Origin of the sequence: Streptococcus thoraltensis DSM 12221 (assembly GCF_000380145.1) — a bacterium.
Classification (GTDB): domain Bacteria; phylum Bacillota; class Bacilli; order Lactobacillales; family Streptococcaceae; genus Streptococcus; species Streptococcus thoraltensis.
Map to the genome: position 1 here is coordinate 12022 of NZ_KB904596.1, position 22000 is coordinate 34021.

Here is a 22000-nt window from a genome sequence, read left to right on the forward strand (position 1 = left end):
TTTTCTTTGGGGAAGAAAACTCTTAGAAAGCTTACTAATCCTCTTTGAAAATTAACTTTAGACCTTGTTGACTTAATTTGAAGAACTTCAGATCTGCCTGTATCGGTGTCGCCTAGTCTGATTTTGGTTGTCATTGAGTATCAATCTACAGTTCTAAGAATTTTCTGTACACTCAAGCCTTAGATTTTCAATTTCTCTATCGTCTAGAAGATTTGTCTAGATTCAGACATTTTTTTAAATACAAGTCTTATCAAACACTGCAGAACTTGATATAATAATCGTAGGAAATAAAAGGAGATTATCATGAAAAAACAAGATTGGATAGAGTATTACGAGACTGTCTATGGTGAGACACCAACTGATGAGACAATTGAAGCAGCCCTTCAGGCAGGTGAGTTTTCAGAAGGAGAAGAAAGCGTTGATTTTGAGCCACTGGGTGAGACCAAGCCGGTTTCTGAAGAATCGCATCCAGAACAGCCAGCACCACTTGTGTCAGGCACTCAAGTCGTTGATTCACAATCTAACTCAACAATAGCACCATTTTTCAAGCAAAAAAAATTCTGGTTATTTGGGGGGATTGGTCTTTTAGCTCTATCATTGTTGGTAGGACTATTTCTACTGGTACGTTATCAGACAGGACAAGTTCAAGGTTACTGGCGTAGTGCTAAGTTAGAGAAAGCACTTGTTAAAGAGATTGAAAAGAACCTCTCAGACGTTGAAGAAGATGCTGGGGTCAAATTAGACGATGTATTAAAATCAGAAACCGTAGCTCTAGATGTCAATGATGATAAAGCAACTATGTTTGTTTCTTATAATTTCGACAAGGAAGCATTTTATAAAGCCTACCAAGAATCTTTGACTGGTTCTGAGTACTTTGGAGCTGACTACAGCGACTTGATAAAAAACTTCATGCCTAGCCGTAATGAAATAGATAAAATGGTTGATGAAATGCTAGAAAAGACTGCTAAAGAAGAAGGTTTTGACTACGACAGCGAAACCGGTAAGCTCAAGGCGACTTTATTCGAAGGAGATGTTCACCGTATCTCAAGAACAATTGAAATCACAGAAATTGGCAATGATGATTTGGATTTAGATGATATTGATATTGATGAAGGTGATAAATTAAAATACCAAAAATCCAAATCAGACCTAGTGATTAAAGGTAAAAAAGCCAAAGACGATATTACCTTTAAAAAAGGAAAAATCAGTTCATCAACAACTTATTAAAGTCAAAAGAAGTGCAAACTAATTGTGCTTCTTTTTTAGAATCTCAAAGAGAAGTTTTCAGAAAATTATGTTAAAATATATGACAATAACAGAAAAGAGATAACAGAAGGAGTACTATGACACTAATCTATCAATCTACACGTGATGAAAAAAATCAAGTCAGTGCTAGTCAAGCTATTTTACAGGGACTGGCAGTTGATGGCGGACTGTTCACACCTCTAGAAATGCCAAAAGTCGATTTGGATTTTGACCGTTTAAAAAATGCTTCCTACCAAGAAGTAGCCAAACTTGTTTTATCAGCCTTTTTAGATGATTTCACATTAGAAGAGCTGGATTATTGTATCACCAATGCCTACGATGAGAAATTTGACACAGCGGCGATTGCACCCCTAGTTAAACTTGACCACCACTACAACCTTGAGCTTTTTCACGGTTCAACCATTGCCTTTAAGGACATGGCCTTGTCCATCTTGCCTTACCTCTTGACGACATCGGCTAAAAAGCAAGGCGTGGACGAAAAAATTGTCATCTTAACAGCAACGTCAGGAGATACTGGCAAAGCTGCTATGGCAGGTTTTGCGGATGTTCCAGGAACAGAAATCATCGTCTTTTATCCAAAAGATGGCGTCAGCAAGATTCAAGAATTGCAGATGACAACTCAAAAAGGGCAAAATACTCACGTTGTAGCTATCGATGGTAACTTTGACGACGCTCAGACAGATGTTAAGCGCATGTTTAATGACGCTGACTTGCGTGCTAGACTTTCAGAACAAAACATTCAATTTTCATCAGCCAATTCCATGAATATTGGTCGCTTGGTTCCACAAATCGTTTATTACGTTTACGCCTACGCTCAGTTGCTAAAAACTGGAGACATTGCTAAAGGACAAGCTATCAACGTCACTGTTCCGACAGGTAATTTTGGCAACATCCTAGCAGCCTATTATGCGCGTGAGATTGGTGTTCCGATTGCAAAGCTCATCTGTGCCTCAAATGAAAACAAAGTTTTAACAGATTTCTTCCAAACAGGAACTTACGATAAAAAACGTGACTTTAAAGTAACCAGCAGTCCATCTATGGATATCCTAGTCTCATCAAATCTGGAGCGCTTGATTTTCCATTTAGTTGGAAATGATGCGATAAAAACTAAAGAGCTTATGGAAGCCTTGGCTTCTAAAGAAGAGTATCATCTTGAAAATATTGACCAATCTATCCTCAATCTCTTCGAGGCAGGATATGCTTCGGAAGTTGATACCGAAATTGAAATCAAAAAAGTCTATCAAGAGAACAGCTATATCGAAGATCCACATACGGCAGTAGCTTCAAGTGTTTACCGAGCTTATCGCAATCGGACAAATGATGAGACACCGACAGTCATTTCTTCAACCGCTAGTCCTTATAAATTTCCAAGAGTGGCTGTTAAAGCAGCAACAGGAGAGGATTCTGATGATGATTTCGCAGCCGTTGCTCAGCTACATCAATTATCAGGAGTTCCGGTGCCGACAGCCGTACGCGATTTACAGATGACTCCAGTCCGTCATAAGACGGTTGTTGCGACAGATGATATGCAAAAAGCAGTGGAAGATTATTTGGGATTATAAACCTATGTCAATCTTAGTTGAACTTGCTAAATACCCGAATCTTGAGACTGAACGTCTTGTGTTGAGGTCTATGACCAAGGATGATTTGCAAGATTATACTCTTCGAAAATCAAAAGCAGACGTTGTTGACTTGATTTGATGAACATCAGTTCTATCTGCATCGGCGTCGCCTAGTCTGCTTTTGATTTTCATTGAGTATTACGATGCTTTCACTTCAGATGACTACAACCTCCGCTACGCTTTTTTTCCGCACGCTTCTATAGAGGAAAGTTGGCAAGGACTTGTTCTTTATAACCTCAAAGAACCGATTGGAAAGTATGGTATTGTTGAGAAATCTTCCAATCGTTTGATTGGAAATATCAACTTTAAACAAACAGACAGAGATGATACTTTAGAAATGGGTTATACGTTACACCAAGACTATGCTGGACAAGGATACATGACAGAAGCGGCTCATGCCCTGAAGAACTTGGCTAAAGTATTGCCAGATATAAGCTACCTGACAGCCATTACCGATCACGACAATAGAGCTAGCAAAACTGTTTTGGAGAAAATTGGTATGACCCTCGTCAGGCAGTATCCAGATAAGAGCTTGAGAGGTCAGGACATTATTTCAGATAGCTACCAGATGAAAGTGAAAGACTGAGTTTGCTCGGTCTTTTCTTCTATATAAATGGTAAAATAATAGCTATGAAAGAAAGTAGACAGTTATTGCGAATTGCCCTCCCAGCCATGGCAGAGCAATTTTTACAAATGTTAATGGGCTTCGTTGACAATTATTTAGTGGCTCAACTAGGTCTTATCGCCGTATCAGGTGTCTCCATCGCCAATAATATCATCGCTATCTACCAAGCTCTCTTTATCGCACTGGGCGCGGCAGTTTCTAGCATCTTATCGCGCTACTTAGCCCAAAAGAAACAAGAACACGTCGATCAAAGTATGGCTGATGCGCTTTTTTTAACTAGCCTCATTAGCCTCGTCTTAGGATTAGTATCAATTGTGGGAAACGTTTGGCTTCTTAAGTTGCTAGGAACACCCCTTCCAGTCGCTCAAGAAGGTGGACTTTATTTAGCAGTAGTTGGAGGAGGGATTGTTAGCTTAGGCTTGTTAACGAGTATGGGTGCCATCGTTCGCGTTCAGGGTTATACAAAGCTACCAATGGAAATTAGCATCCTTACCAACCTTCTAAATGCCCTCTTATCAGCCCTATCAATCTATGTTTTTCATCTGGGTATTGTCGGTGTCGCTGTTTCTACAGTCTTAGCTAGAGCAGTAGGAACAGTTCTATTAATGAAGAAACTTCCTATAAACGAAATTCTTAAGCACCTTAGGTGGAGAGTTGACAAACAACTGATTCAGATTGTTATCCCAGCAGCAGGTGAGCGCCTCATGATGCGTGCAGGCGATGTTGTGATTATTGCCATCATTGTCGCTTTTGGCTCAGAAGTCGTTGCAGGTAACGCGGTTGGTGAAGTAGTGACACAATTTAACTATCTGCCAGCTATGGCTATATCTGTGGCAACAGTGATTGAGGTAGCTTCAAGTGCTACTGGAAATCCTCGTAAAGTCAGAGAGGTAGTTAAAAACAGCTTTTGGCTATCGGCGGTCATGATGTACGGATTAGCAGGTGTTATTTTCTTTCTGAAAATACCATTAATTGCTCTTTTTTTAGAAGACTTTCAAGCTATTCAAGCAAGTTATACGGTTATTCTCTATTCCTTGATAGGAGTACCTGCCACAGCAGGAACATTAATCATGACGGCAACATGGCAAGGGTTAGGAAATGCAAAACTCCCCTTTTATGCAACAACATTTGGTATGTGGTGCGTACGCATAGGATTAGGCTATATTCTAGGAATAAGCCTACATCTTGGTTTAAATGGTGTCTGGTTAGCAACTGTTTTAGACAATTTGTTCAGATGGGGATTTTTAACATATTTATATAAGAAAGAAAAGACTTGTTGAAATAGGTATTTGGATGAGCTTAAAGGAATGACAAATAGGTTGCGAAATAAATTTGAAAAAAAGCCTCAAATCCCTTGCAACCTCTACGTGATTCTGTTATTATATTATGGTGCTGTAAAAAAAAACAGCTTTAGCTATGATACAAGAGGTTGCGACACGCTCGGTTGCATTGCCACGCAACAAGTGTTGGTTTTCTTGAGGAGCTAGCCTATTACTTTAAATAGACGCAAAGGAGAAAAAGATGGCAAACAAAAAAATCCGTATCCGTTTGAAAGCATACGAACATCGTACACTTGATACAGCGGCAGAAAAAATCGTTGAAACTGCAACACGTACAGGTGCTACTGTAGCTGGACCAGTTCCACTTCCAACAGAACGTAGTCTTTACACAATTATTCGTGCGACACACAAATACAAAGACTCTCGTGAACAATTTGAAATGCGTACTCACAAACGTCTTATCGACATCGTGAACCCAACTCAAAAGACTGTTGACGCTTTGATGAAATTGGATCTTCCAAGTGGTGTTAATGTAGAAATCAAACTTTAATAGGATTGATTGAGCGGAGGCTAAATTCTGCGTAAAAAAGATAAATCTTGCTAGAAACAAAAGTTTCTTCGTCCGATTTCTTATTTTTGCTGTGAGTTTGACGCCTTAAGCATCTTACCTTGAGCACAAAAAACGCTCGTTAAAAACTTTTTTGAGCACGAAAAACGCTCATTAAAAACTTTTTAAAACAACTAAAAAACAAGAAAAGGAAATATTTTCTCATGACAAAAGGAATCTTAGGGAAAAAAGTGGGAATGACTCAAATCTTCACTGAAACTGGTGAATTTATCCCTGTTACTGTCATCGAAGCAACTCCAAACGTTGTGCTTCAAGTGAAAACTGTTGAAACAGACGGTTATGAAGCAGTTCAAGTTGGTTTTGACGACAAACGCGAAGTATTGAGTAACAAACCTGCCAAAGGTCACGTGGCGAAAGCTAACACGGCTCCTAAGCGCTTCATTCGTGAATTCAAAAACATTGAAGGCTTAGAAGTTGGTTCAGAAATTACTGTAGATACATTTGAAGCTGGTGATGTTGTTGATGTTACTGGTACAACTAAAGGGAAAGGATTCCAAGGTGTTATCAAACGCCATGGTCAATCACGTGGTCCTATGGCTCACGGTTCTCGTTACCACCGTCGTCCAGGTTCAATGGGACCTGTTGCGCCTAACCGTGTTTTCAAAAACAAACACTTGGCAGGACGTATGGGTGGCAACCGTGTAACGATTCAAAATCTTGAAATCGTTCAAGTTGTTCCAGAGAAAAACGTTATCCTCATTAAAGGTAACGTACCAGGTGCTAAGAAATCTCTTATCACTATCAAATCAGCAGTTAAAGCTGCTAAATAATAAGAAAGGAGAACACAGTTAAAATGGCAAACGTTAAATTATTTGACCAAGCTGGTAAAGAAGTAAGTTCAGTAGAACTTAACGACGCAATCTTTGGTATCGAGCCAAACGAATCAGTTGTCTTTGATGTTGTTATCAGCCAACGTGCTAGCCTTCGCCAAGGTACTCATGCGGTTAAAAACCGTTCAGCAGTATCAGGTGGTGGACGCAAACCATGGCGCCAAAAAGGAACTGGACGTGCTCGTCAAGGTTCTATCCGTTCACCACAATGGCGTGGTGGTGGTGTTGTCTTTGGACCAACTCCTCGTTCATACGGATACAAACTTCCACAAAAAGTTCGCCGCCTTGCCTTGAAATCAGTTCTTTCATCTAAAGTAGCTGAGGAAAAATTTGTAGCTGTTGAAGCTCTTTCATTTGCGGCTCCAAAAACTGCTGAATTCGCTAAAGTTCTTTCAGCACTTAGCATCGACTCAAAAGTACTTGTTATCGTTGAAGAAGGAAACAAATTTGCTGAACTTTCAGCTCGTAACCTTAAAAACGTTAAAGTTGCAACTGCAACAACTGCAAGTGTTCTTGATATCGTAAACGCAGATAAACTTCTTGTAACCAAAGAAGCAATCTCTACAATCGAGGAGGTTCTTGCATAATGAATTTGTATGACGTAATCAAAAAACCTGTAATTACTGAAAAATCAATGCTTGATCTTGAAGCAGGTAAATACACTTTTGAAGTTGATACACGTGCACACAAACTCTTGATCAAACAAGCTGTTGAAGCTGCGTTTGAAGGTGTTAAAGTTGCAAGTGTAAACACTGTAACAGTTAAACCAAAAGAAAAACGTGTTGGTCGTTACACAGGTTTCACTTCAAAAACTAAGAAAGCTATCATCACTCTTACAGCTGATTCAAAAGCAATCGAGTTGTTTGCAGCTGAAGCTGAATAATCTAAGGAGGAAATAACGTGGGTATTAAAGTTTATAAACCAACGACAAATGGCCGTCGTAACATGACTTCTTTGGATTTTGCAGAAATCACAACAAGCACTCCTGAGAAATCATTGCTTGTTTCTCTTAAAAACAAAGCTGGTCGTAACAACAACGGTCGTATTACTGTTCGTCACCAAGGTGGCGGTCACAAACGTCATTATCGTGTGATCGACTTCAAACGTAACAAAGATAATGTTGAAGCTGTTGTTAAAACAATTGAATACGATCCAAACCGTACAGCAAACATCGCACTTGTACACTATACTGACGGTGTTAAAGCTTACATCATCGCTCCTAAAGGCCTTCAAGTAGGTCAACGTATCGTTTCTGGACCAGAAGCAGACATTAAAGTCGGAAATGCTCTTCCACTTGCTAATATTCCAGTTGGTACAGTTATCCACAACATTGAGCTTCAACCAGGTAAAGGTGCGGAACTTATCCGTGCAGCTGGTTCATCTGCTCAAGTGCTTGGTCAAGAAGGTAAATACGTTCTTGTTCGCCTTCAATCAGGTGAAGTTCGTATGATTCTTGGAACTTGTCGTGCGACAATCGGTACCGTAGGTAACGAACAACAATCTCTTGTTAACATTGGTAAAGCAGGACGTAACCGTTGGAAAGGTATCCGCCCAACAGTTCGTGGTTCTGTAATGAACCCTAACGACCACCCACACGGTGGTGGTGAAGGTAAAGCACCAGTTGGACGTAAAGCGCCATCTACTCCATGGGGTAAACCTGCGCTTGGTCTTAAAACTCGTAACAAGAAAGCTAAATCTGATAAACTTATCATTCGTCGTCGTAACGAAAAATAAGCTAAATCAGCTCGGTTAATTCAAATATCCGCCAACTCGGTAGCCCGCAAGGCGGGCAAGCCGTTGTGGTACATTATTTAAAGGAGAACACTACACAATGGGACGTAGTCTTAAAAAAGGACCTTTCGTCGATGAGCATTTGATGAAAAAAGTTGAAGCTCAAGCAAATGACGAAAAGAAAAAAGTAATTAAAACTTGGTCACGTCGTTCAACGATTTTCCCAAGTTTCATCGGTTATACAATCGCAGTTTATGATGGACGTAAACATGTACCTGTTTACATTCAAGAAGACATGGTAGGTCACAAACTTGGTGAATTTGCACCAACTCGTACTTACAAAGGTCACGCTGCAGACGATAAGAAAACACGTAGATAAGGAGAACATTAATTATGGCAGAAATTACTTCAGCTAAAGCAATGGCTCGTACAGTTCGTGTTTCACCTCGTAAAACTCGTCTTGTCTTGGATACTATCCGTGGCAAAAACGTAGCCGATGCAATCGCAATCTTGAAATTCACTCCAAACAAAGCAGCTCGTGTTATTGAAAAAACACTTAACTCAGCAATCGCTAATGCAGAAAATAACTTTGGTTTGGAAAAAGCTAACTTGGTAGTGTCTGAAACATTCGCAAACGAAGGACCAACAATGAAACGTTTCCGTCCACGTGCGAAAGGTTCAGCTTCACCAATCAACAAACGCACAACTCACGTCACAGTAGTTGTGTCAGAAAAATAAGGAGGTAAACTCGTGGGTCAAAAAGTACATCCAATTGGTATGCGTGTCGGAATCATCCGTGACTGGGATGCGAAATGGTATGCTGAAAAAGAATACGCGGATTACCTTCATGAAGATCTTAAAATTCGCAAATTCATCAATAAAGAATTGGCAGACGCTTCAGTTTCAACTATTGAAATCGAACGCGCAGTAAATAAAGTTATTGTTTCACTTCACACTGCTAAACCAGGTATGGTTATCGGTAAAGGTGGATCAAATGTTGACGCACTTCGCGCTCAACTTAACAAATTGACTGGAAAACAAGTACACATCAACATTATTGAAATCAAATCACCAGATTTAGATGCTCACCTTGTTGGTGAAAACATTGCTCGTCAACTTGAGCAACGTGTTGCTTTCCGTCGTGCTCAAAAACAAGCTATCCAACGGACAATGCGTGCAGGTGCTAAAGGTATCAAAACTCAAGTATCTGGTCGTTTGAACGGTGCTGATATCGCTCGTGCTGAAGGTTATTCAGAAGGAACTGTTCCACTTCACACACTTCGTGCGGATATCGACTATGCTTGGGAAGAAGCTGACACTACTTACGGTAAACTAGGTGTTAAAGTTTGGATCTACCGTGGAGAAGTTCTTCCAGCTCGTAAAAACACTAAAGGAGGCAAATAACAAATGTTAGTACCTAAACGTGTTAAACACCGTCGTGAATTCCGTGGTAAAATGCGCGGTGAAGCAAAAGGTGGAAAACAAGTAGACTTTGGTGAATACGGTCTCCAAGCTACTACAAGCTCATGGATTACAAACCGCCAAATCGAAGCTGCCCGTATCGCTATGACGCGTTACATGAAACGTGGTGGTAAAGTTTGGATTAAAATCTTCCCACACAAATCATACACTGCTAAAGCTATCGGTGTACGTATGGGATCTGGTAAAGGTGCTCCTGAAGGTTGGGTATCACCAGTTAAGCGTGGTAAAGTAATGTTCGAAATTGCTGGTGTTTCTGAAGAAGTAGCACGCGAAGCATTCCGTCTTGCAGGCCATAAATTACCAGTTAAAGTTAAATTCGTAAAACGTGAAGCAGAATAAGGAGAGCACATGAAACTTCAAGAAATTAAAGATTTTGTTAAAGAGCTTCGTGGACTTTCTCAAGAAGAACTTGCTAAGAAAGAAAGCGAACTTAAAAAAGAACTTTTTGATCTTCGTTTCCAAGCTGCAGCAGGTCAACTTGATCAAACTGCTCGTTTGAACGAAGTTAAAAAACAAATTGCACGTGTTAAAACTGTGCAATCTGAAACTAAATAATAGATTGGGAAAGGAGAAATCTTATAATGGAACGTAATCAACGTAAAACTCTTGTTGGACGTGTCGTGTCAGACAAGATGGATAAAACAATCACTGTTGTAGTTGAAACTAAACGTAACCACCCAGTCTATGGTAAACGTATCAACTATTCTAAAAAATACAAAGCACATGACGAAAACAACGTTGCTAAAGAAGGCGACAAAGTTCGTATCATGGAAACTCGTCCACTTTCAGCTACAAAACGCTTCCGTCTTGTAGAAGTTGTGGAAGAAGCTGTTATTATCTAATCAAACTAAAAGGAGAAAATTGAAATGATTCAACAAGAAACTCGCTTGAAAGTTGCTGATAATAGCGGTGCTCGTGAGATCTTGACTATCAAAGTACTTGGTGGTTCAGGACGTAAATTTGCTAACATCGGTGACGTTATCGTTGCTTCTGTAAAACAAGCTACACCAGGTGGAGCTGTTAAAAAAGGTGATGTTGTTAAAGCTGTTATCGTTCGTACAAAATCTGGTGCACGCCGTCCAGACGGTTCATACATCAAATTTGACGAAAATGCTGCAGTAATCATCCGTGACGACAAAACTCCTCGCGGAACTCGTATCTTCGGCCCAGTTGCACGTGAATTGCGTGAAGGTGGTTACATGAAGATTGTGTCACTTGCACCAGAAGTACTTTAATCTTAACTAAAACAAACTAAGTCCCCTAGGAAAACCACCTAGGGTGCCCATTTGGGCGTAAGAAATTATAGGAGAAAAACTCAAATGTTTGTAAAAAAAGGCGACAAAGTTCGCGTTATTGCTGGTAAGGACAAAGGCGTTGAAGCTGTAGTTCTTAAAGCACTTCCAAAAGTAAATAAAGTTGTTGTTGAAGGTGTTGGAATTGTTAAAAAACACCAACGTCCAAATAACGAAAACCCTCAAGGTGCTATCGTAGAAGTTGAAGCACCAATCCACGCATCAAACGTTCAAGTTCTTGACAAAAATGGTGTTGCTGGACGTGTAGGTTACAAAGTTGTTGATGGTAAAAAAGTCCGTTACAACAAAAAATCAGGCGAAGTTCTTGATTAATCACGAAGGAAAGGAGAAGCATAAATGGCAAATCGTTTAAAAGAAAAATATACTAACGAAGTAATCCCTGCGTTGACAGAGAAATTTAACTATTCATCAGTTATGGCAGTGCCTAAAGTTGAGAAAATCGTTCTTAACATGGGTGTTGGTGATGCTGTAAACAACGCTAAAAACCTTGAAAAAGCTGCTGCTGAATTGGCAACTATCTCAGGTCAAAAACCACTTATTACTAAAGCTAAGAAATCAATCGCTGGCTTCCGTCTTCGTGAAGGTGTAGCTATCGGTGCCAAAGTAACTCTTCGTGGCGAACGCATGTATGAGTTCCTTGATAAATTGGTTTCAGTTTCACTTCCACGTGTTCGTGACTTCCATGGTGTTCCAACAAAATCATTTGATGGACGTGGTAACTACACACTTGGTGTGAAAGAACAATTGATCTTCCCAGAAATCAACTTTGATGATGTTGATAAAGTTCGCGGTATGGATATCGTTATCGTAACAACTGCAAACTCTGACGAAGAAGGTCGCGAATTGCTTAAAGGGCTTGGTATGCCTTTTGCAAAATAATTTAGGAGGTAAATAAATTGGCTAAAAAATCTATGATTGCTAAGAACAAACGCCCTGCGAAGTTCTCTACGCAAGCTTACACTCGTTGCGAAAAATGTGGACGTCCACATTCAGTTTACCGCAAGTTCCAACTTTGCCGTGTTTGCTTCCGTGAATTGGCTTACAAAGGTCAAATCCCTGGAGTTACTAAAGCTTCTTGGTAATTTGAAGATACAGAGAGCGTAAAAACCAAAGTCAAAATAGGAAACTTGACGCAGAAACCTTGGTTTCTAGGAAAGTTTATCTTTTTGACACTGGTTTTAGCTCAAGTTCAGTTCGGCTCACCAGTTGTATTGAACACCCTGCCCAAATCGGACAACATTAACTAGCAAGTGCAGTTGCAAACTACTAGTAAGAGGAGAAATATAAAAATGGTTATGACTGACCCAATTGCAGACTTTTTGACACGTATTCGTAACGCTAATCAAGCGAAACACGAAGTACTTGAAGTACCTGCATCAAACATTAAAAAAGGGATTGCTGAAATCCTTAAACGTGAAGGTTTTGTAAAAAACGTTGAAGTTATCGAAGATGACAAACAAGGTATCATCCGTGTTTTCCTTAAATATGGACAAAATGGTGAGCGTGTTATCACAAACTTGAAACGTATCTCAAAACCAGGTCTTCGTGTTTACTCAAAACGTGAAGATGTTCCTAAAGTTCTTAATGGACTTGGAATCGCAATCGTTTCTACATCAGAAGGTCTTTTGACAGACAAAGAAGCTCGTCAAAAGAACGTTGGTGGAGAAGTACTTGCTTACGTTTGGTAAAATGATGATGCAAGGGCATTGATCATCCGAAAGAAGTCTAACGGTTTCACTAGGATTTTAGTCCGAGCTTTGATTGTTTATCAAACAACTAGAAAGCTAAAACGAGTACGGGCTAAAGCTGGTGTGAAAAAGATAAAATTTGCTCCAGTCCAAAGGACTGTTCACAACTTTTGCTATTTTCACTTTGGCTTTTAAACGCCCTCTGCATCTTAGCTTCCCCGTGAAAACTAGTCGCTAGGCGGCTTGACAATCTAACAGGAGAATATAAATACTATGTCACGTATTGGTAATAAAGTAATCACATTGCCTGCTGGTGTTGAAATCAGCAACAAAGACAATGTCGTTACTGTAAAAGGACCTAAAGGCGAACTCACTCGTGAGTTTAACAAAAACATTGAAATCAAAGTTGAGGGAACTGAAGTAACACTTCATCGTCCAAACGACTCAAAAGAAATGAAAACAATCCATGGTACAACTCGTGCTAACTTGAACAACATGGTTGTTGGAGTTTCTGAAGGTTTCAAAAAAGAACTTGAAATGCGTGGGGTTGGTTACCGTGCACAACTTCAAGGTTCTAAACTTGTTCTTTCAGTCGGTAAATCTCACCAAGATGAAGTTGAAGCACCAGAAGGAATCACTTTCACTGTTGCCAACCCAACTTCAATCGTAGTTGAAGGTATCAACAAAGAAGTTGTTGGTCAAACAGCTGCTTACATCCGTAGCCTTCGTTCACCTGAACCATATAAAGGTAAAGGTATTCGCTACGTTGGTGAATTTGTTCGCCGTAAAGAAGGTAAAACAGGTAAATAATAAATGTATTGTTTTCATAAGGAAAATAATTTTCCTTGTGAAACGACATTTATATCACTATTTTATTAAAGATAAAATATTCATAAATTAAGAGGTGAAAATTGTGATTTCGAAACCAGATAAAAACAAACTCCGCCAAAAACGCCACCGTCGCGTTCGCGGAAAACTCTCTGGAACTGCTGATCGCCCACGTTTGAACATCTATCGTTCTAATACAGGCATCTACGCTCAAGTAATTGATGACGTAGCGGGTGTAACGCTCGCAAGTGCATCAACTCTTGATAAAGACGTTTCAAAAGGAACTAAAACCGAGCAAGCTGTTGTTGTCGGTAAACTTGTTGCTGAACGCGCAGTAGCTAAAGGTATTTCTGAAGTGGTGTTTGACCGCGGTGGATATCTCTATCACGGACGTGTTAAGGCTTTGGCTGATTCAGCTCGTGAAAACGGATTGAAATTCTAATAGGGAGGACACTTAATAATGGCATTTAAAGATAATGCAGTAGAACTTGAAGAACGCGTTGTTGCTATCAACCGTGTTACTAAAGTTGTTAAAGGTGGACGCAATATGCGTTTTGCTGCACTTGTTGTTGTTGGTGACCGTAACGGTCGCGTAGGATTCGGTACTGGTAAATCTCAAGAGGTTCCAGAAGCAATCCGTAAAGCTGTTGAAGCAGCTAAGAAAAATATGATTGAAGTACCTATGGTTGGTACAACAATTCCTCACGAAGTTTTCTCAAACTTTGGTGGAGCAAAAGTATTGTTGAAACCTGCTGTTGAGGGTGCTGGTGTTGCCGCTGGTGGTGCTGTTCGTGCCGTCATCGAATTGGCTGGTGTTGCGGATGTCACATCTAAATCACTTGGTTCAAACACACCAATCAACATCGTTCGTGCTACAGTTGAAGGTTTGAAACAACTTAAACGCGCTGAAGAAGTTGCAGAACTTCGCGGTGTATCTGTTTCTGACTTAGCATAAGAAAGGGGATAACATGGCTCAAATTAAAATTACTTTGACTAAGTCTCCAATCGGTCGCAAACCAGAACAACGTAAAACAGTTGTTGCCCTAGGACTTGGCAAATTAAACTCATCAGTTGTTAAAGAAGATAACGCAGCTATCCGTGGTATGGTTACTGCAATCTCTCACTTAGTAACTGTCGAAGACGTTAAATAATTAATAATCGTATTAGGTTGGAGCTGTTTCCAGCCTAATCTTAATATGTATAGGCGAGTCTTGATGGGGAGTCCTTTCCCCTCATTAAGGCGCTAGCATTGTACAACAAAAGGAGAAAATAAATGAAACTTCATGAATTGAAACCTGCAGAAGGTTCTCGTAAAGTACGTAACCGTGTAGGTCGTGGTACATCATCTGGTAATGGTAAAACATCTGGACGTGGTCAAAAAGGTCAAAAAGCTCGTAGCGGTGGCGGTGTTCGTCTTGGTTTTGAGGGTGGACAAACTCCATTGTTCCGTCGTCTTCCAAAACGTGGATTCACTAATATCAATGCTAAAGAGTATGCGCTTGTAAGTCTTGATGCTTTAAACATTTTTGAAGATGGTACAGAAGTATCACCATCAGTTCTAAAAAATGCAGGAGTTATTAAATCTGAAAAATCAGGTGTTAAAATTCTTGCAAATGGTGAGCTTACTAAGAAATTGGATGTAAAAGCATCTAAATTCTCAAAAGCAGCAGAAGCAGCTATCGTTGAAAAAGGTGGTTCTGTAGAAGTCATCTAATGAGTTTTACCCTCATTATGTTCGCATGAATCATAGGAGTAACTCATTATGTTTTTCAAAATTCTAAAAGAAGCTCTTAAGCTTAAAAATGTAAGAAAAAAAATTGCCTTCACTTTATTTATTGTTTTTGTATTCCGATTAGGGACACATATCACGGTACCAGGTATTAACGTACAAAGTTTGGAACAACTAGCAGATTTACCATTTCTTAATTTATTGAACTTGGTTTCTGGTAATGCGATGAGTTCATTCTCAGTCTTTGCTTTAGGTGTTAGTCCTTATATCACTGCGTCAATCATTGTTCAATTATTACAAATGGATATCCTCCCACAATTTGTGGAGTGGGGTAAACAAGGTGAGGTTGGACGACGTAAATTAAACCAAGCAACGCGTTACATTTCTTTAGTTCTTGCATTTATCCAATCTATTGGTATTACAGCAGGATTTAATGCATTGTCAAGTATTCAACTTGTAACGTCGCCGACTTGGCAAACGTATGTGATTATCGGTATTATCTTAACTTCCGGAAGTGTGATTGTAACCTGGCTTGGAGAACAAATTTCAGATAAAGGTTTTGGGAATGGTGTATCAATGATCATCTTTGCCGGAATCATTGCCTCAATTCCTGGAGCAATCTCTTCTATACATGAAGATTACTTCGTTAATATAAAAGCAAGTGAGCTTACAAATTCTTGGATTTTTGTAGGAATATTACTTTTAGCGGTACTACTAATTGTTTTCTTCACTACATTTGTCCAACAAGCTGAATATAAAATTCCAATTCAATATACGAAACTCGCTCAAGGGGCTCCAACTAGTTCCTACCTTCCTTTGAAAGTGAACCCTGCAGGTGTTATTCCCGTTATTTTTGCTAGTTCTATTACTGCAGCACCTAGCTCTATTTTAGCGTTTTTCCAAAGTAGCAATCATGATATTCCATGGTTAAATACACTTCAAAATTTGTTCTCTTATCAGACTCCTGCAGGTATGGGAATCTATGCTTTGTTAATTATTCTCTTCTCCTTCTTCTATACTTTTGTTCAAGTGAATCCTGAAAAGACAGCTGAGAATTTACAAAAAAATGGATCTTATATTCCTAAGGTTAGACCTGGTAGGGAAACAGAAGCTTATATGTCATCATTGTTGAAAAAATTAGCAACAGTTGGTTCCGTATTCTTAGCTTTAATCTCACTAATTCCAATCGTAGCACAGCAAGTATTTGATTTATCATCTACGGTTGCATTAGGGGGAACAAGCTTGTTAATTTTGATTTCAACAGGAATTGATAGCATGAAGCAACTCGAAGGCTACTTATTGAAAAAGAAATATGTTGGCTTTATGAATACAAAATAGATTACAGGTTGACAAAGTCAACCTTCTATTTTGTTTTTTAATAAGTCTGTCTATAGTAGACAGATTTATTTGAAAACAAAACATACTAGAAACACATGTTTTCTAAGGATTATCTTAAAAGGAGAATCAAATGCATCTTTTAATCATGGGTCTACCTGGTGCAGGTAAAGGAACTCAAGCGGCAAAAATTGTTGATACTTACGGCGTTTCACATATTTCAACAGGCGATATGTTCCGTGCTGCCATGAAAAATGAAACTGAGATGGGTAAACTCGCAAAGTCTTATATTGACAAAGGTGAGCTGGTACCAGACGAAGTTACAAATGGAATCGTGAAAGAACGCTTAGCAGAATCTGATATTAAAGAAAATGGCTTTTTGCTAGATGGTTACCCACGTACAATCGAACAAGCTCATGCTTTGGACAAAACATTGTCAGAATTAGGCTTGGCACTTGATGGTGTTATCAATATTGATGTCAATCCAGATAGTTTGATAGAACGTTTAAGTGGCCGTATTATTCACAAAGAGACTGGGGAAACCTTCCATAAAGTTTTCAATCCGCCAGCAGGTGATTACAATGAAGATGATTACTACCAACGTGAAGATGACAAACCAGAGACTGTAAAACGTCGCTTGGATGTTAATATCGCACAAGGTCAGCCAATTTTAGATCACTATCGTGAGCAAAACCTTGTGACCGATATTGAAGGTAATCATGAAATTGACCAAGTGTTTAAAGATGTTAAGGAAGCAATTGATCGCATGAAATAATTGCTAACTCTTGCTTGCTATATAGACGTAGTTGTGGTAGAATAACTTAGTCTGACTTATAATTGTTACCTCTGTTTTCAGAGGAAATCAAATCGAAATTTAGAGGGGGACTTTTGCGTGGCAAAGGAAGACGTGATTGAAATTGAAGGTAAGGTTGTTGAAACCATGCCTAATGCTATGTTTACAGTTGAATTAGAAAATGGACACCAAATTTTGGCGACTGTTTCTGGAAAAATCCGCAAAAATTACATTCGTATTTTAGTTGGTGATCGTGTGACAGTTGAGATGAGTCCATATGATTTAACACGTGGACGCATCACATACCGCTTTAAATAATCGAAATAATTGGAGGGATAGAACATGAAGGTAAGACCATCGGTTAAACCAATTTGCGAACACTGCAAAGTGATTCGTCGTAATGGCCGTGTTATGGTGATTTGTCCAACAAATCCAAAACACAAACAACGTCAAGGATAATATAGAAAGGAGAAAAAATGGCTCGTATTGCTGGAGTTGATATTCCAAATGATAAACGCGTAGTAATTTCACTTACTTATGTATATGGTATCGGATTAACAACATCTAAAAAAATCTTGGCTGCAGCTGGTGTATCAGAAGACATCCGTGTTAAAGATTTAACAACAGATCAAGAAGATGCTATCCGTCGTGAAGTTGATGCAATTAAAGTTGAAGGTGACCTTCGTCGTGAAGTAAACTTGAACATTAAACGCTTGATGGAAATCGGTTCATACCGTGGAATCCGTCACCGTCGTGGACTTCCTGTCCGTGGACAAAACACAAAAAACAATGCTCGTACTCGTAAAGGTAAAGCTGTTGCGATTGCAGGTAAGAAAAAATAAAATAGGAGGTAAAAAAATTGGCTAAACCAACACGTAAACGTCGTGTGAAAAAGAATATCGAGTCAGGTATTGCTCACATTCACGCTACATTTAACAACACTATTGTTATGATTACAGATGTGCACGGTAACGCTCTTGCTTGGTCATCGGCTGGTGCTCTTGGATTTAAAGGTTCTCGTAAATCTACTCCATTTGCTGCACAAATGGCTTCAGAAGCTGCTGCTAAATCAGCTCAGGAACACGGTTTGAAAACTGTTGAAGTTACTGTAAAAGGCCCAGGTTCAGGTCGTGAATCAGCTATTCGTGCTCTTGCTGCAGCTGGTCTTGAAGTGACTGCCATTCGCGATGTTACTCCTGTACCACATAATGGTGCTCGTCCTCCAAAACGTCGTCGTGTGTAATCATTAACTATACAGTACACAGATTCGTTTCGAGGGGTAAATAAATGATTGAGTTTGAAAAACCAATAATAACAAAAATTGATGAAAATAAAGATTACGGTAAGTTTGTCATCGAACCACTTGAACGTGGATACGGAACAACCTTAGGTAACTCTCTTCGTCGTGTACTTTTATCATCTCTTCCAGGTGCTGCTGTTACCTCGATTAAGATTGATGGAGTACTTCACGAGTTTGATACTGTACCTGGAGTACGTGAAGATGTAATGCAAATTATTCTTAACGTCAAAGGACTTGCTGTAAAATCTTACGTCGAAGACGAAAAAATTATTGAGCTTGATGTCCAAGGACCCGCTGAAGTTACTGCTGGGGATATCCTAACTGATAGCGATATTGAGATTGTTAACTCAGATCATTATCTGTTTACAATCGCTGAAGGTGCTTCTTTTAAAGCTAGCATGACAGTGGCGACCAATCGTGGTTATGTTGCTGCAGAAGGCAATAAAAAGGATGATGCACCCGTAGGCACATTGGCTGTAGACTCTATCTACACTCCAGTGAAAAAAGTTAATTATCAAGTTGAACCTGCCCGTGTAGGTAGCAATGATGGCTTTGATAAGTTAACTATTGAAATCATGACTAATGGCACAATCATTCCCGAGGATGCGCTAGGTCTTTCTGCTCGTGTTCTAATTGAACATTTAAATCTCTTTACAGATCTAACTGAAGTTGCTAAAGCTACTGATGTTATGAAAGAGACTGAAGCAGTTAACGATGAGAAAGTTCTCGATCGTACCATTGAGGAATTAGATTTGTCAGTTCGTTCTTACAACTGTTTGAAACGTGCAGGAATTAATACTGTTCACGATTTAACAGAAAAGACGGAACCTGAAATGATGAAAGTCCGCAACCTTGGTCGTAAGAGCCTTGAAGAAGTTAAGGTTAAACTTGCTGATTTAGGTTTGGGACTAAAAAACGATAAATAAAATAGGAGGATAACATGGCTTACCGTAAACTAGGACGCACTAGCTCACAACGTAAAGCAATGTTACGTGATTTGACTACAGATCTTTTGATCAATGAATCAATCGTAACGACTGAAGCTCGTGCTAAAGAAATCCGTAAAACCGTTGAAAAAATGATTACTCTTGGTAAACGTGGTGATTTGCATGCACGTCGTCAAGCAGCAGCATTTGTTCGTAACGAAATTGCATCAGAAAACTATGATGAAGCAAATGATAAATACACATCAACAACTGCTCTTCAAAAATTGTTCTCTGAGTTAGCACCTCGTTATGCAGAACGTAACGGTGGATACACTCGTATCCTTAAAACAGAACCACGTCGTGGTGATGCTGCCCCAATGGCAATTATTGAACTTGTTTAATTTTTATCAATTTTGTTGAGTGTTATGATGATGGAAGGTTAACTCCTTCTTAGTCTAGCTCTGGTCTACCACTGGGAGGAGATCCCAGTGGGAACACTCATCATAATATAATGGTAAAGGTAACGCTTGTTTACGAAAGACTTCTAATTCAAAAGTCTTCCGTAAGCAGGCGTTTTTTGAGGCTCTTTGTCAACTGTAGTGGGTTGACTTATAGCTAACACCGAGAGAGAATCAGATTGGTTCTCTCTTTTGTTGTGTTCAAAGCAAGATAAATCCGTTTTTTGAAGTTTTCAAAGGTAACCGCTCCATAACGAGGTATCTACCGAGATTGTCAGTTCTCCAGTATACTGTTAGTAGAAAACAGAATTGGAGGCTATTGTGATGTCAGAACCCATTGTTCCTTTGGAAACGCCCCAATCTCGTCGTTTTGATCAGAAAAACAAAAACGAGATGGTGCTGAAAATGCGTATTGGAAAAGTTGAACTAAGCTTGTTCCAATCTCTTCATCAAGAAACACTGAAAACTATTTTAGATAAGGTATTGCTCTATGGCGATCTATCTCAGTGATTTAGGAAAGGTCTATCTTGTCTGCGGGAAAACAGATATGAGACAAGGTATTGACTCGCTCGCTTATCTTGTTAAACGTCAATTTGAGTTAGATCCCTTCTCAGGTCAAGTCTTTCTCTTCTGTGGTGGACGCAAAGATCGCTTCAAGGCCCCCTATTGGGATGGTCAAGGATTTTGGCTACTCTATAAGCGTTTCGAGAATGGGAAACTGACCTGGCCGAGTAATGAAAACGAGGTCAAAGCCCTGACACCTGAACAAGTTGACTGGCTCATGAAGGGATTTTCGATAAGTCCTAGCATAAAACCTACAAACAGTCGTGATTTCTATTGAAATCATGGCTGTTTTTTCGGTATAATAAAGAAAACTGGAGGGTGAGACTATGGAAGAGTTATTAGAGATTATCAAGCAACAGGCTTCTACAATTGATAACCTAACCAATGAACTCGCTCTCCTTCGTGAACAGGTTGCCTATTTGACTCAGAAACTTTATGGCAAGTCTTCTGAGAAATCTATTCAAGTTAATGGTCAACTAAGTCTCTTTGACGAAGAACAGCTGCCTGAAGAAGACGATGACTTACCCAGGTCAGACTGAAACCATTACCTATAAGCGCCAAAAATCCAAAGGAAAACGTCAAGCCATTCTGAGCCAATTGAAGGCTGAAGAGGTTCATCATAGACTAGAAGAGGACTCTTGCCCTGATTGCCATGGTGGTCTAAAGGAAATTGGGGCTTGTGTTAAAAGACAGGAGTTGGTCTTTATTCCTGCGCAATTGAAGCGGATTGATCATGTCCAACATGCATACAAATGTCAGGCGTGTAGCCAGAAGAATGCCCAAGATAAGATTATCAAGGCTCCTTTTCCTAGGGCACCTCTGGCACATAGCTTTGGGTCAGCCTCCATCATCGCTCATACGATTCATCAGAAATTCAATCTCAAGGTACCGAACTACAGCCAAGAAGAGGATTGGAATAAACTTGGCTTGCCTATCACCCGGAAAGAAATCGCTAATTGGCACATCAAATCTAGTCATTATTATTTCGAGCCACTTTATGACCTTCTTCGTGAGAAGTTGTTGGAACAGCCCATTCTCCATGCGGATGAGACTTCCTACAAGGTCTTAGAAAGCGATAGCCAGCTGGACCTTTTTATCTGGCAAGCATGAAGAACAAGGGATTACCCTCTATCATCATGATAAGCGACGGAGTGGTTTGGTTGTGAAGGAATTTCTTGGAGACTACTCTGGTTACGTACATTGTGACATGTGGAGTGCTTATCGTCAGTTGAATCAGGTTGAATTAGTGGGTTGTTGGGTACATGTCAGAAGAAAGTTCTTCGAGGCGACCCCTAAGAAGGCAGACAAGACCTCTTTAGGAGCTAAGGGATTAAGGTATTGCGACCAGCTGTTTGCCTTGGAGAATGACTGGGTTGACCTCTCTACTGAAGAGCGTCTGCATAAACGCCAGATAGNGTTAGCTCCCTTGATGGATGAGTTCTTCGACTGGTGTCGTGAGCAGGCTGTTTTGTCTGGTTCAAAACTAGGTCGAGCCGTTGCCTACAGTCTCAAGTATGAAAACACTTTAAAAACGGTCTTACAAGATGGTCATTCGTTTTTTTCTAATAATTTAGCAGAAAGAGCAATCAAATCCTTGGTTAT

At 39.7% G+C, this 22000-nt stretch carries 37 protein-coding genes and 1 pseudogene; all 38 read left to right on the forward strand.

Annotated elements, in window-relative coordinates:
• Positions 1–303: 303 nt before the first annotated feature.
• On the forward strand, positions 304–1227 hold the full coding sequence (locus tag A3IA_RS0104810) for a hypothetical protein (RefSeq protein ID WP_018380212.1): 924 nt from the start codon (positions 304–306) through the stop codon (positions 1225–1227).
• 116 nt (positions 1228–1343) lie between these two features.
• Entirely contained in the window at positions 1344–2828 is a 1485-nt protein-coding gene (gene thrC, locus A3IA_RS0104815) for a threonine synthase (protein WP_018380213.1), read from the forward strand.
• 4 nt (positions 2829–2832) lie between these two features.
• Positions 2833–2967, forward strand: a complete 135-nt coding sequence (locus tag A3IA_RS13545; RefSeq protein ID WP_018380214.1) for a hypothetical protein — start codon at positions 2833–2835, stop codon at positions 2965–2967.
• Between the two features lie 42 nt (positions 2968–3009).
• On the forward strand, positions 3010–3474 hold the full coding sequence (locus A3IA_RS11865) for a GNAT family N-acetyltransferase (protein ID WP_018380215.1): 465 nt from the start codon (positions 3010–3012) through the stop codon (positions 3472–3474).
• Between the two features lie 44 nt (positions 3475–3518).
• Entirely contained in the window at positions 3519–4793 is a 1275-nt protein-coding gene (locus A3IA_RS0104825; RefSeq protein ID WP_018380216.1) for an MATE family efflux transporter, read from the forward strand.
• 241 nt (positions 4794–5034) lie between these two features.
• Positions 5035–5343: a 30S ribosomal protein S10 gene (gene rpsJ, locus A3IA_RS0104830; RefSeq protein WP_003046044.1), complete on the forward strand. Its 309-nt coding sequence runs from the start codon at positions 5035–5037 to the stop codon at positions 5341–5343.
• 221 nt (positions 5344–5564) lie between these two features.
• Positions 5565–6191 (forward strand): 50S ribosomal protein L3, encoded by a 627-nt coding sequence (rplC, locus tag A3IA_RS0104835; RefSeq protein WP_018380217.1) that lies wholly within the window; start codon positions 5565–5567, stop codon positions 6189–6191.
• A gap of 23 nt (positions 6192–6214) precedes the next feature.
• Positions 6215–6838 (forward strand): 50S ribosomal protein L4, encoded by a 624-nt coding sequence (gene rplD, locus A3IA_RS0104840; RefSeq protein ID WP_018380218.1) that lies wholly within the window; start codon positions 6215–6217, stop codon positions 6836–6838.
• Entirely contained in the window at positions 6838–7134 is a 297-nt protein-coding gene (locus A3IA_RS0104845; protein ID WP_018380219.1) for a 50S ribosomal protein L23, read from the forward strand. The genes rplD and A3IA_RS0104845 overlap by 1 nt, the downstream gene beginning before the upstream one ends.
• Before the next feature lie 17 nt (positions 7135–7151).
• On the forward strand, positions 7152–7985 hold the full coding sequence (gene rplB, locus A3IA_RS0104850; protein ID WP_018380220.1) for a 50S ribosomal protein L2: 834 nt from the start codon (positions 7152–7154) through the stop codon (positions 7983–7985).
• A 97-nt stretch (positions 7986–8082) separates the two neighbouring features.
• On the forward strand, positions 8083–8361 hold the full coding sequence (rpsS, locus tag A3IA_RS0104855) for a 30S ribosomal protein S19 (protein WP_000533765.1): 279 nt from the start codon (positions 8083–8085) through the stop codon (positions 8359–8361).
• A gap of 14 nt (positions 8362–8375) precedes the next feature.
• Positions 8376–8720 carry a 50S ribosomal protein L22 gene (gene rplV / locus A3IA_RS0104860; protein WP_017768923.1) on the forward strand — a complete coding sequence of 115 codons (345 nt, stop codon included), beginning with the start codon at positions 8376–8378 and terminating at the stop codon, positions 8718–8720.
• Between the two features lie 12 nt (positions 8721–8732).
• A complete protein-coding gene (rpsC, locus tag A3IA_RS0104865; protein ID WP_017768922.1) occupies positions 8733–9386 on the forward strand; it encodes a 30S ribosomal protein S3 in 654 nt (217 codons plus the stop codon).
• A gap of 3 nt (positions 9387–9389) precedes the next feature.
• Positions 9390–9803: a 50S ribosomal protein L16 gene (rplP, locus tag A3IA_RS0104870; protein ID WP_017768921.1), complete on the forward strand. Its 414-nt coding sequence runs from the start codon at positions 9390–9392 to the stop codon at positions 9801–9803.
• A gap of 9 nt (positions 9804–9812) precedes the next feature.
• Complete coding sequence (gene rpmC, locus A3IA_RS0104875) at positions 9813–10019, forward strand: 50S ribosomal protein L29 (protein WP_017768920.1); 207 nt, start codon at positions 9813–9815, stop codon at positions 10017–10019.
• A gap of 26 nt (positions 10020–10045) precedes the next feature.
• Positions 10046–10306 carry a 30S ribosomal protein S17 gene (gene rpsQ / locus A3IA_RS0104880; protein ID WP_017768919.1) on the forward strand — a complete coding sequence of 87 codons (261 nt, stop codon included), beginning with the start codon at positions 10046–10048 and terminating at the stop codon, positions 10304–10306.
• Positions 10307–10330: 24 nt separating this feature from the next.
• The gene (gene rplN, locus A3IA_RS0104885; protein WP_017768918.1) at positions 10331–10699 is read left to right on the forward strand and encodes a 50S ribosomal protein L14; all 369 of its coding nucleotides are present in this window, start codon (positions 10331–10333) and stop codon (positions 10697–10699) included.
• 84 nt (positions 10700–10783) lie between these two features.
• Positions 10784–11089 (forward strand): 50S ribosomal protein L24, encoded by a 306-nt coding sequence (gene rplX, locus A3IA_RS0104890; protein ID WP_018380221.1) that lies wholly within the window; start codon positions 10784–10786, stop codon positions 11087–11089.
• Between the two features lie 24 nt (positions 11090–11113).
• A complete protein-coding gene (gene rplE / locus A3IA_RS0104895; RefSeq protein WP_017768916.1) occupies positions 11114–11656 on the forward strand; it encodes a 50S ribosomal protein L5 in 543 nt (180 codons plus the stop codon).
• Between the two features lie 17 nt (positions 11657–11673).
• Positions 11674–11859 carry a type Z 30S ribosomal protein S14 gene (locus A3IA_RS0104900; protein ID WP_018380222.1) on the forward strand — a complete coding sequence of 62 codons (186 nt, stop codon included), beginning with the start codon at positions 11674–11676 and terminating at the stop codon, positions 11857–11859.
• A 207-nt stretch (positions 11860–12066) separates the two neighbouring features.
• Complete coding sequence (rpsH, locus tag A3IA_RS0104905) at positions 12067–12465, forward strand: 30S ribosomal protein S8 (protein WP_018380223.1); 399 nt, start codon at positions 12067–12069, stop codon at positions 12463–12465.
• Between the two features lie 273 nt (positions 12466–12738).
• Positions 12739–13275 (forward strand): 50S ribosomal protein L6, encoded by a 537-nt coding sequence (gene rplF / locus A3IA_RS0104910; RefSeq protein WP_017768913.1) that lies wholly within the window; start codon positions 12739–12741, stop codon positions 13273–13275.
• 103 nt (positions 13276–13378) lie between these two features.
• Positions 13379–13735: a 50S ribosomal protein L18 gene (gene rplR, locus A3IA_RS0104915; protein WP_017768912.1), complete on the forward strand. Its 357-nt coding sequence runs from the start codon at positions 13379–13381 to the stop codon at positions 13733–13735.
• 18 nt (positions 13736–13753) lie between these two features.
• Complete coding sequence (gene rpsE / locus A3IA_RS0104920) at positions 13754–14248, forward strand: 30S ribosomal protein S5 (protein ID WP_017768911.1); 495 nt, start codon at positions 13754–13756, stop codon at positions 14246–14248.
• Positions 14249–14261: 13 nt separating this feature from the next.
• Positions 14262–14444 carry a 50S ribosomal protein L30 gene (gene rpmD, locus A3IA_RS0104925; RefSeq protein ID WP_002986624.1) on the forward strand — a complete coding sequence of 61 codons (183 nt, stop codon included), beginning with the start codon at positions 14262–14264 and terminating at the stop codon, positions 14442–14444.
• Positions 14445–14566: 122 nt separating this feature from the next.
• Positions 14567–15007 (forward strand): 50S ribosomal protein L15, encoded by a 441-nt coding sequence (gene rplO / locus A3IA_RS0104930; RefSeq protein ID WP_018380225.1) that lies wholly within the window; start codon positions 14567–14569, stop codon positions 15005–15007.
• A 48-nt stretch (positions 15008–15055) separates the two neighbouring features.
• A complete protein-coding gene (gene secY, locus A3IA_RS0104935; RefSeq protein ID WP_018380226.1) occupies positions 15056–16360 on the forward strand; it encodes a preprotein translocase subunit SecY in 1305 nt (434 codons plus the stop codon).
• 130 nt (positions 16361–16490) lie between these two features.
• Positions 16491–17132 carry an adenylate kinase gene (locus tag A3IA_RS0104940; RefSeq protein WP_018380227.1) on the forward strand — a complete coding sequence of 214 codons (642 nt, stop codon included), beginning with the start codon at positions 16491–16493 and terminating at the stop codon, positions 17130–17132.
• A 117-nt stretch (positions 17133–17249) separates the two neighbouring features.
• Positions 17250–17468, forward strand: coding sequence for a translation initiation factor IF-1 (gene infA, locus A3IA_RS0104945; RefSeq protein WP_001040189.1), 219 nt, complete (start codon positions 17250–17252; stop codon positions 17466–17468).
• Between the two features lie 24 nt (positions 17469–17492).
• A complete protein-coding gene (gene rpmJ / locus A3IA_RS12565) occupies positions 17493–17609 on the forward strand; it encodes a 50S ribosomal protein L36 (protein WP_079268439.1) in 117 nt (38 codons plus the stop codon).
• 17 nt (positions 17610–17626) lie between these two features.
• Positions 17627–17992 (forward strand): 30S ribosomal protein S13, encoded by a 366-nt coding sequence (gene rpsM / locus A3IA_RS0104950; RefSeq protein WP_017768906.1) that lies wholly within the window; start codon positions 17627–17629, stop codon positions 17990–17992.
• Positions 17993–18009: 17 nt separating this feature from the next.
• Positions 18010–18393, forward strand: coding sequence for a 30S ribosomal protein S11 (gene rpsK, locus A3IA_RS0104955; protein WP_018166218.1), 384 nt, complete (start codon positions 18010–18012; stop codon positions 18391–18393).
• 44 nt (positions 18394–18437) lie between these two features.
• Complete coding sequence (locus tag A3IA_RS0104960; RefSeq protein WP_018380228.1) at positions 18438–19376, forward strand: DNA-directed RNA polymerase subunit alpha; 939 nt, start codon at positions 18438–18440, stop codon at positions 19374–19376.
• 14 nt (positions 19377–19390) lie between these two features.
• Complete coding sequence (gene rplQ / locus A3IA_RS0104965; protein ID WP_018380229.1) at positions 19391–19777, forward strand: 50S ribosomal protein L17; 387 nt, start codon at positions 19391–19393, stop codon at positions 19775–19777.
• A 381-nt stretch (positions 19778–20158) separates the two neighbouring features.
• Positions 20159–20344 carry a hypothetical protein gene (locus A3IA_RS0104970; RefSeq protein ID WP_018380230.1) on the forward strand — a complete coding sequence of 62 codons (186 nt, stop codon included), beginning with the start codon at positions 20159–20161 and terminating at the stop codon, positions 20342–20344.
• Positions 20325–20675, forward strand: a complete 351-nt coding sequence (tnpB, locus tag A3IA_RS0104975; RefSeq protein WP_018380231.1) for an IS66 family insertion sequence element accessory protein TnpB — start codon at positions 20325–20327, stop codon at positions 20673–20675. The genes A3IA_RS0104970 and tnpB overlap by 20 nt, the downstream gene beginning before the upstream one ends.
• A gap of 49 nt (positions 20676–20724) precedes the next feature.
• On the forward strand, positions 20725–20937 hold the full coding sequence (locus tag A3IA_RS13675) for an IS66 family transposase (protein ID WP_018380232.1): 213 nt from the start codon (positions 20725–20727) through the stop codon (positions 20935–20937).
• Positions 20915–22000: pseudogene (tnpC, locus tag A3IA_RS13225) on the forward strand (IS66 family transposase); the annotation flags it as partial. The gene A3IA_RS13675 and the pseudogene tnpC, both read left to right, overlap by 23 nt.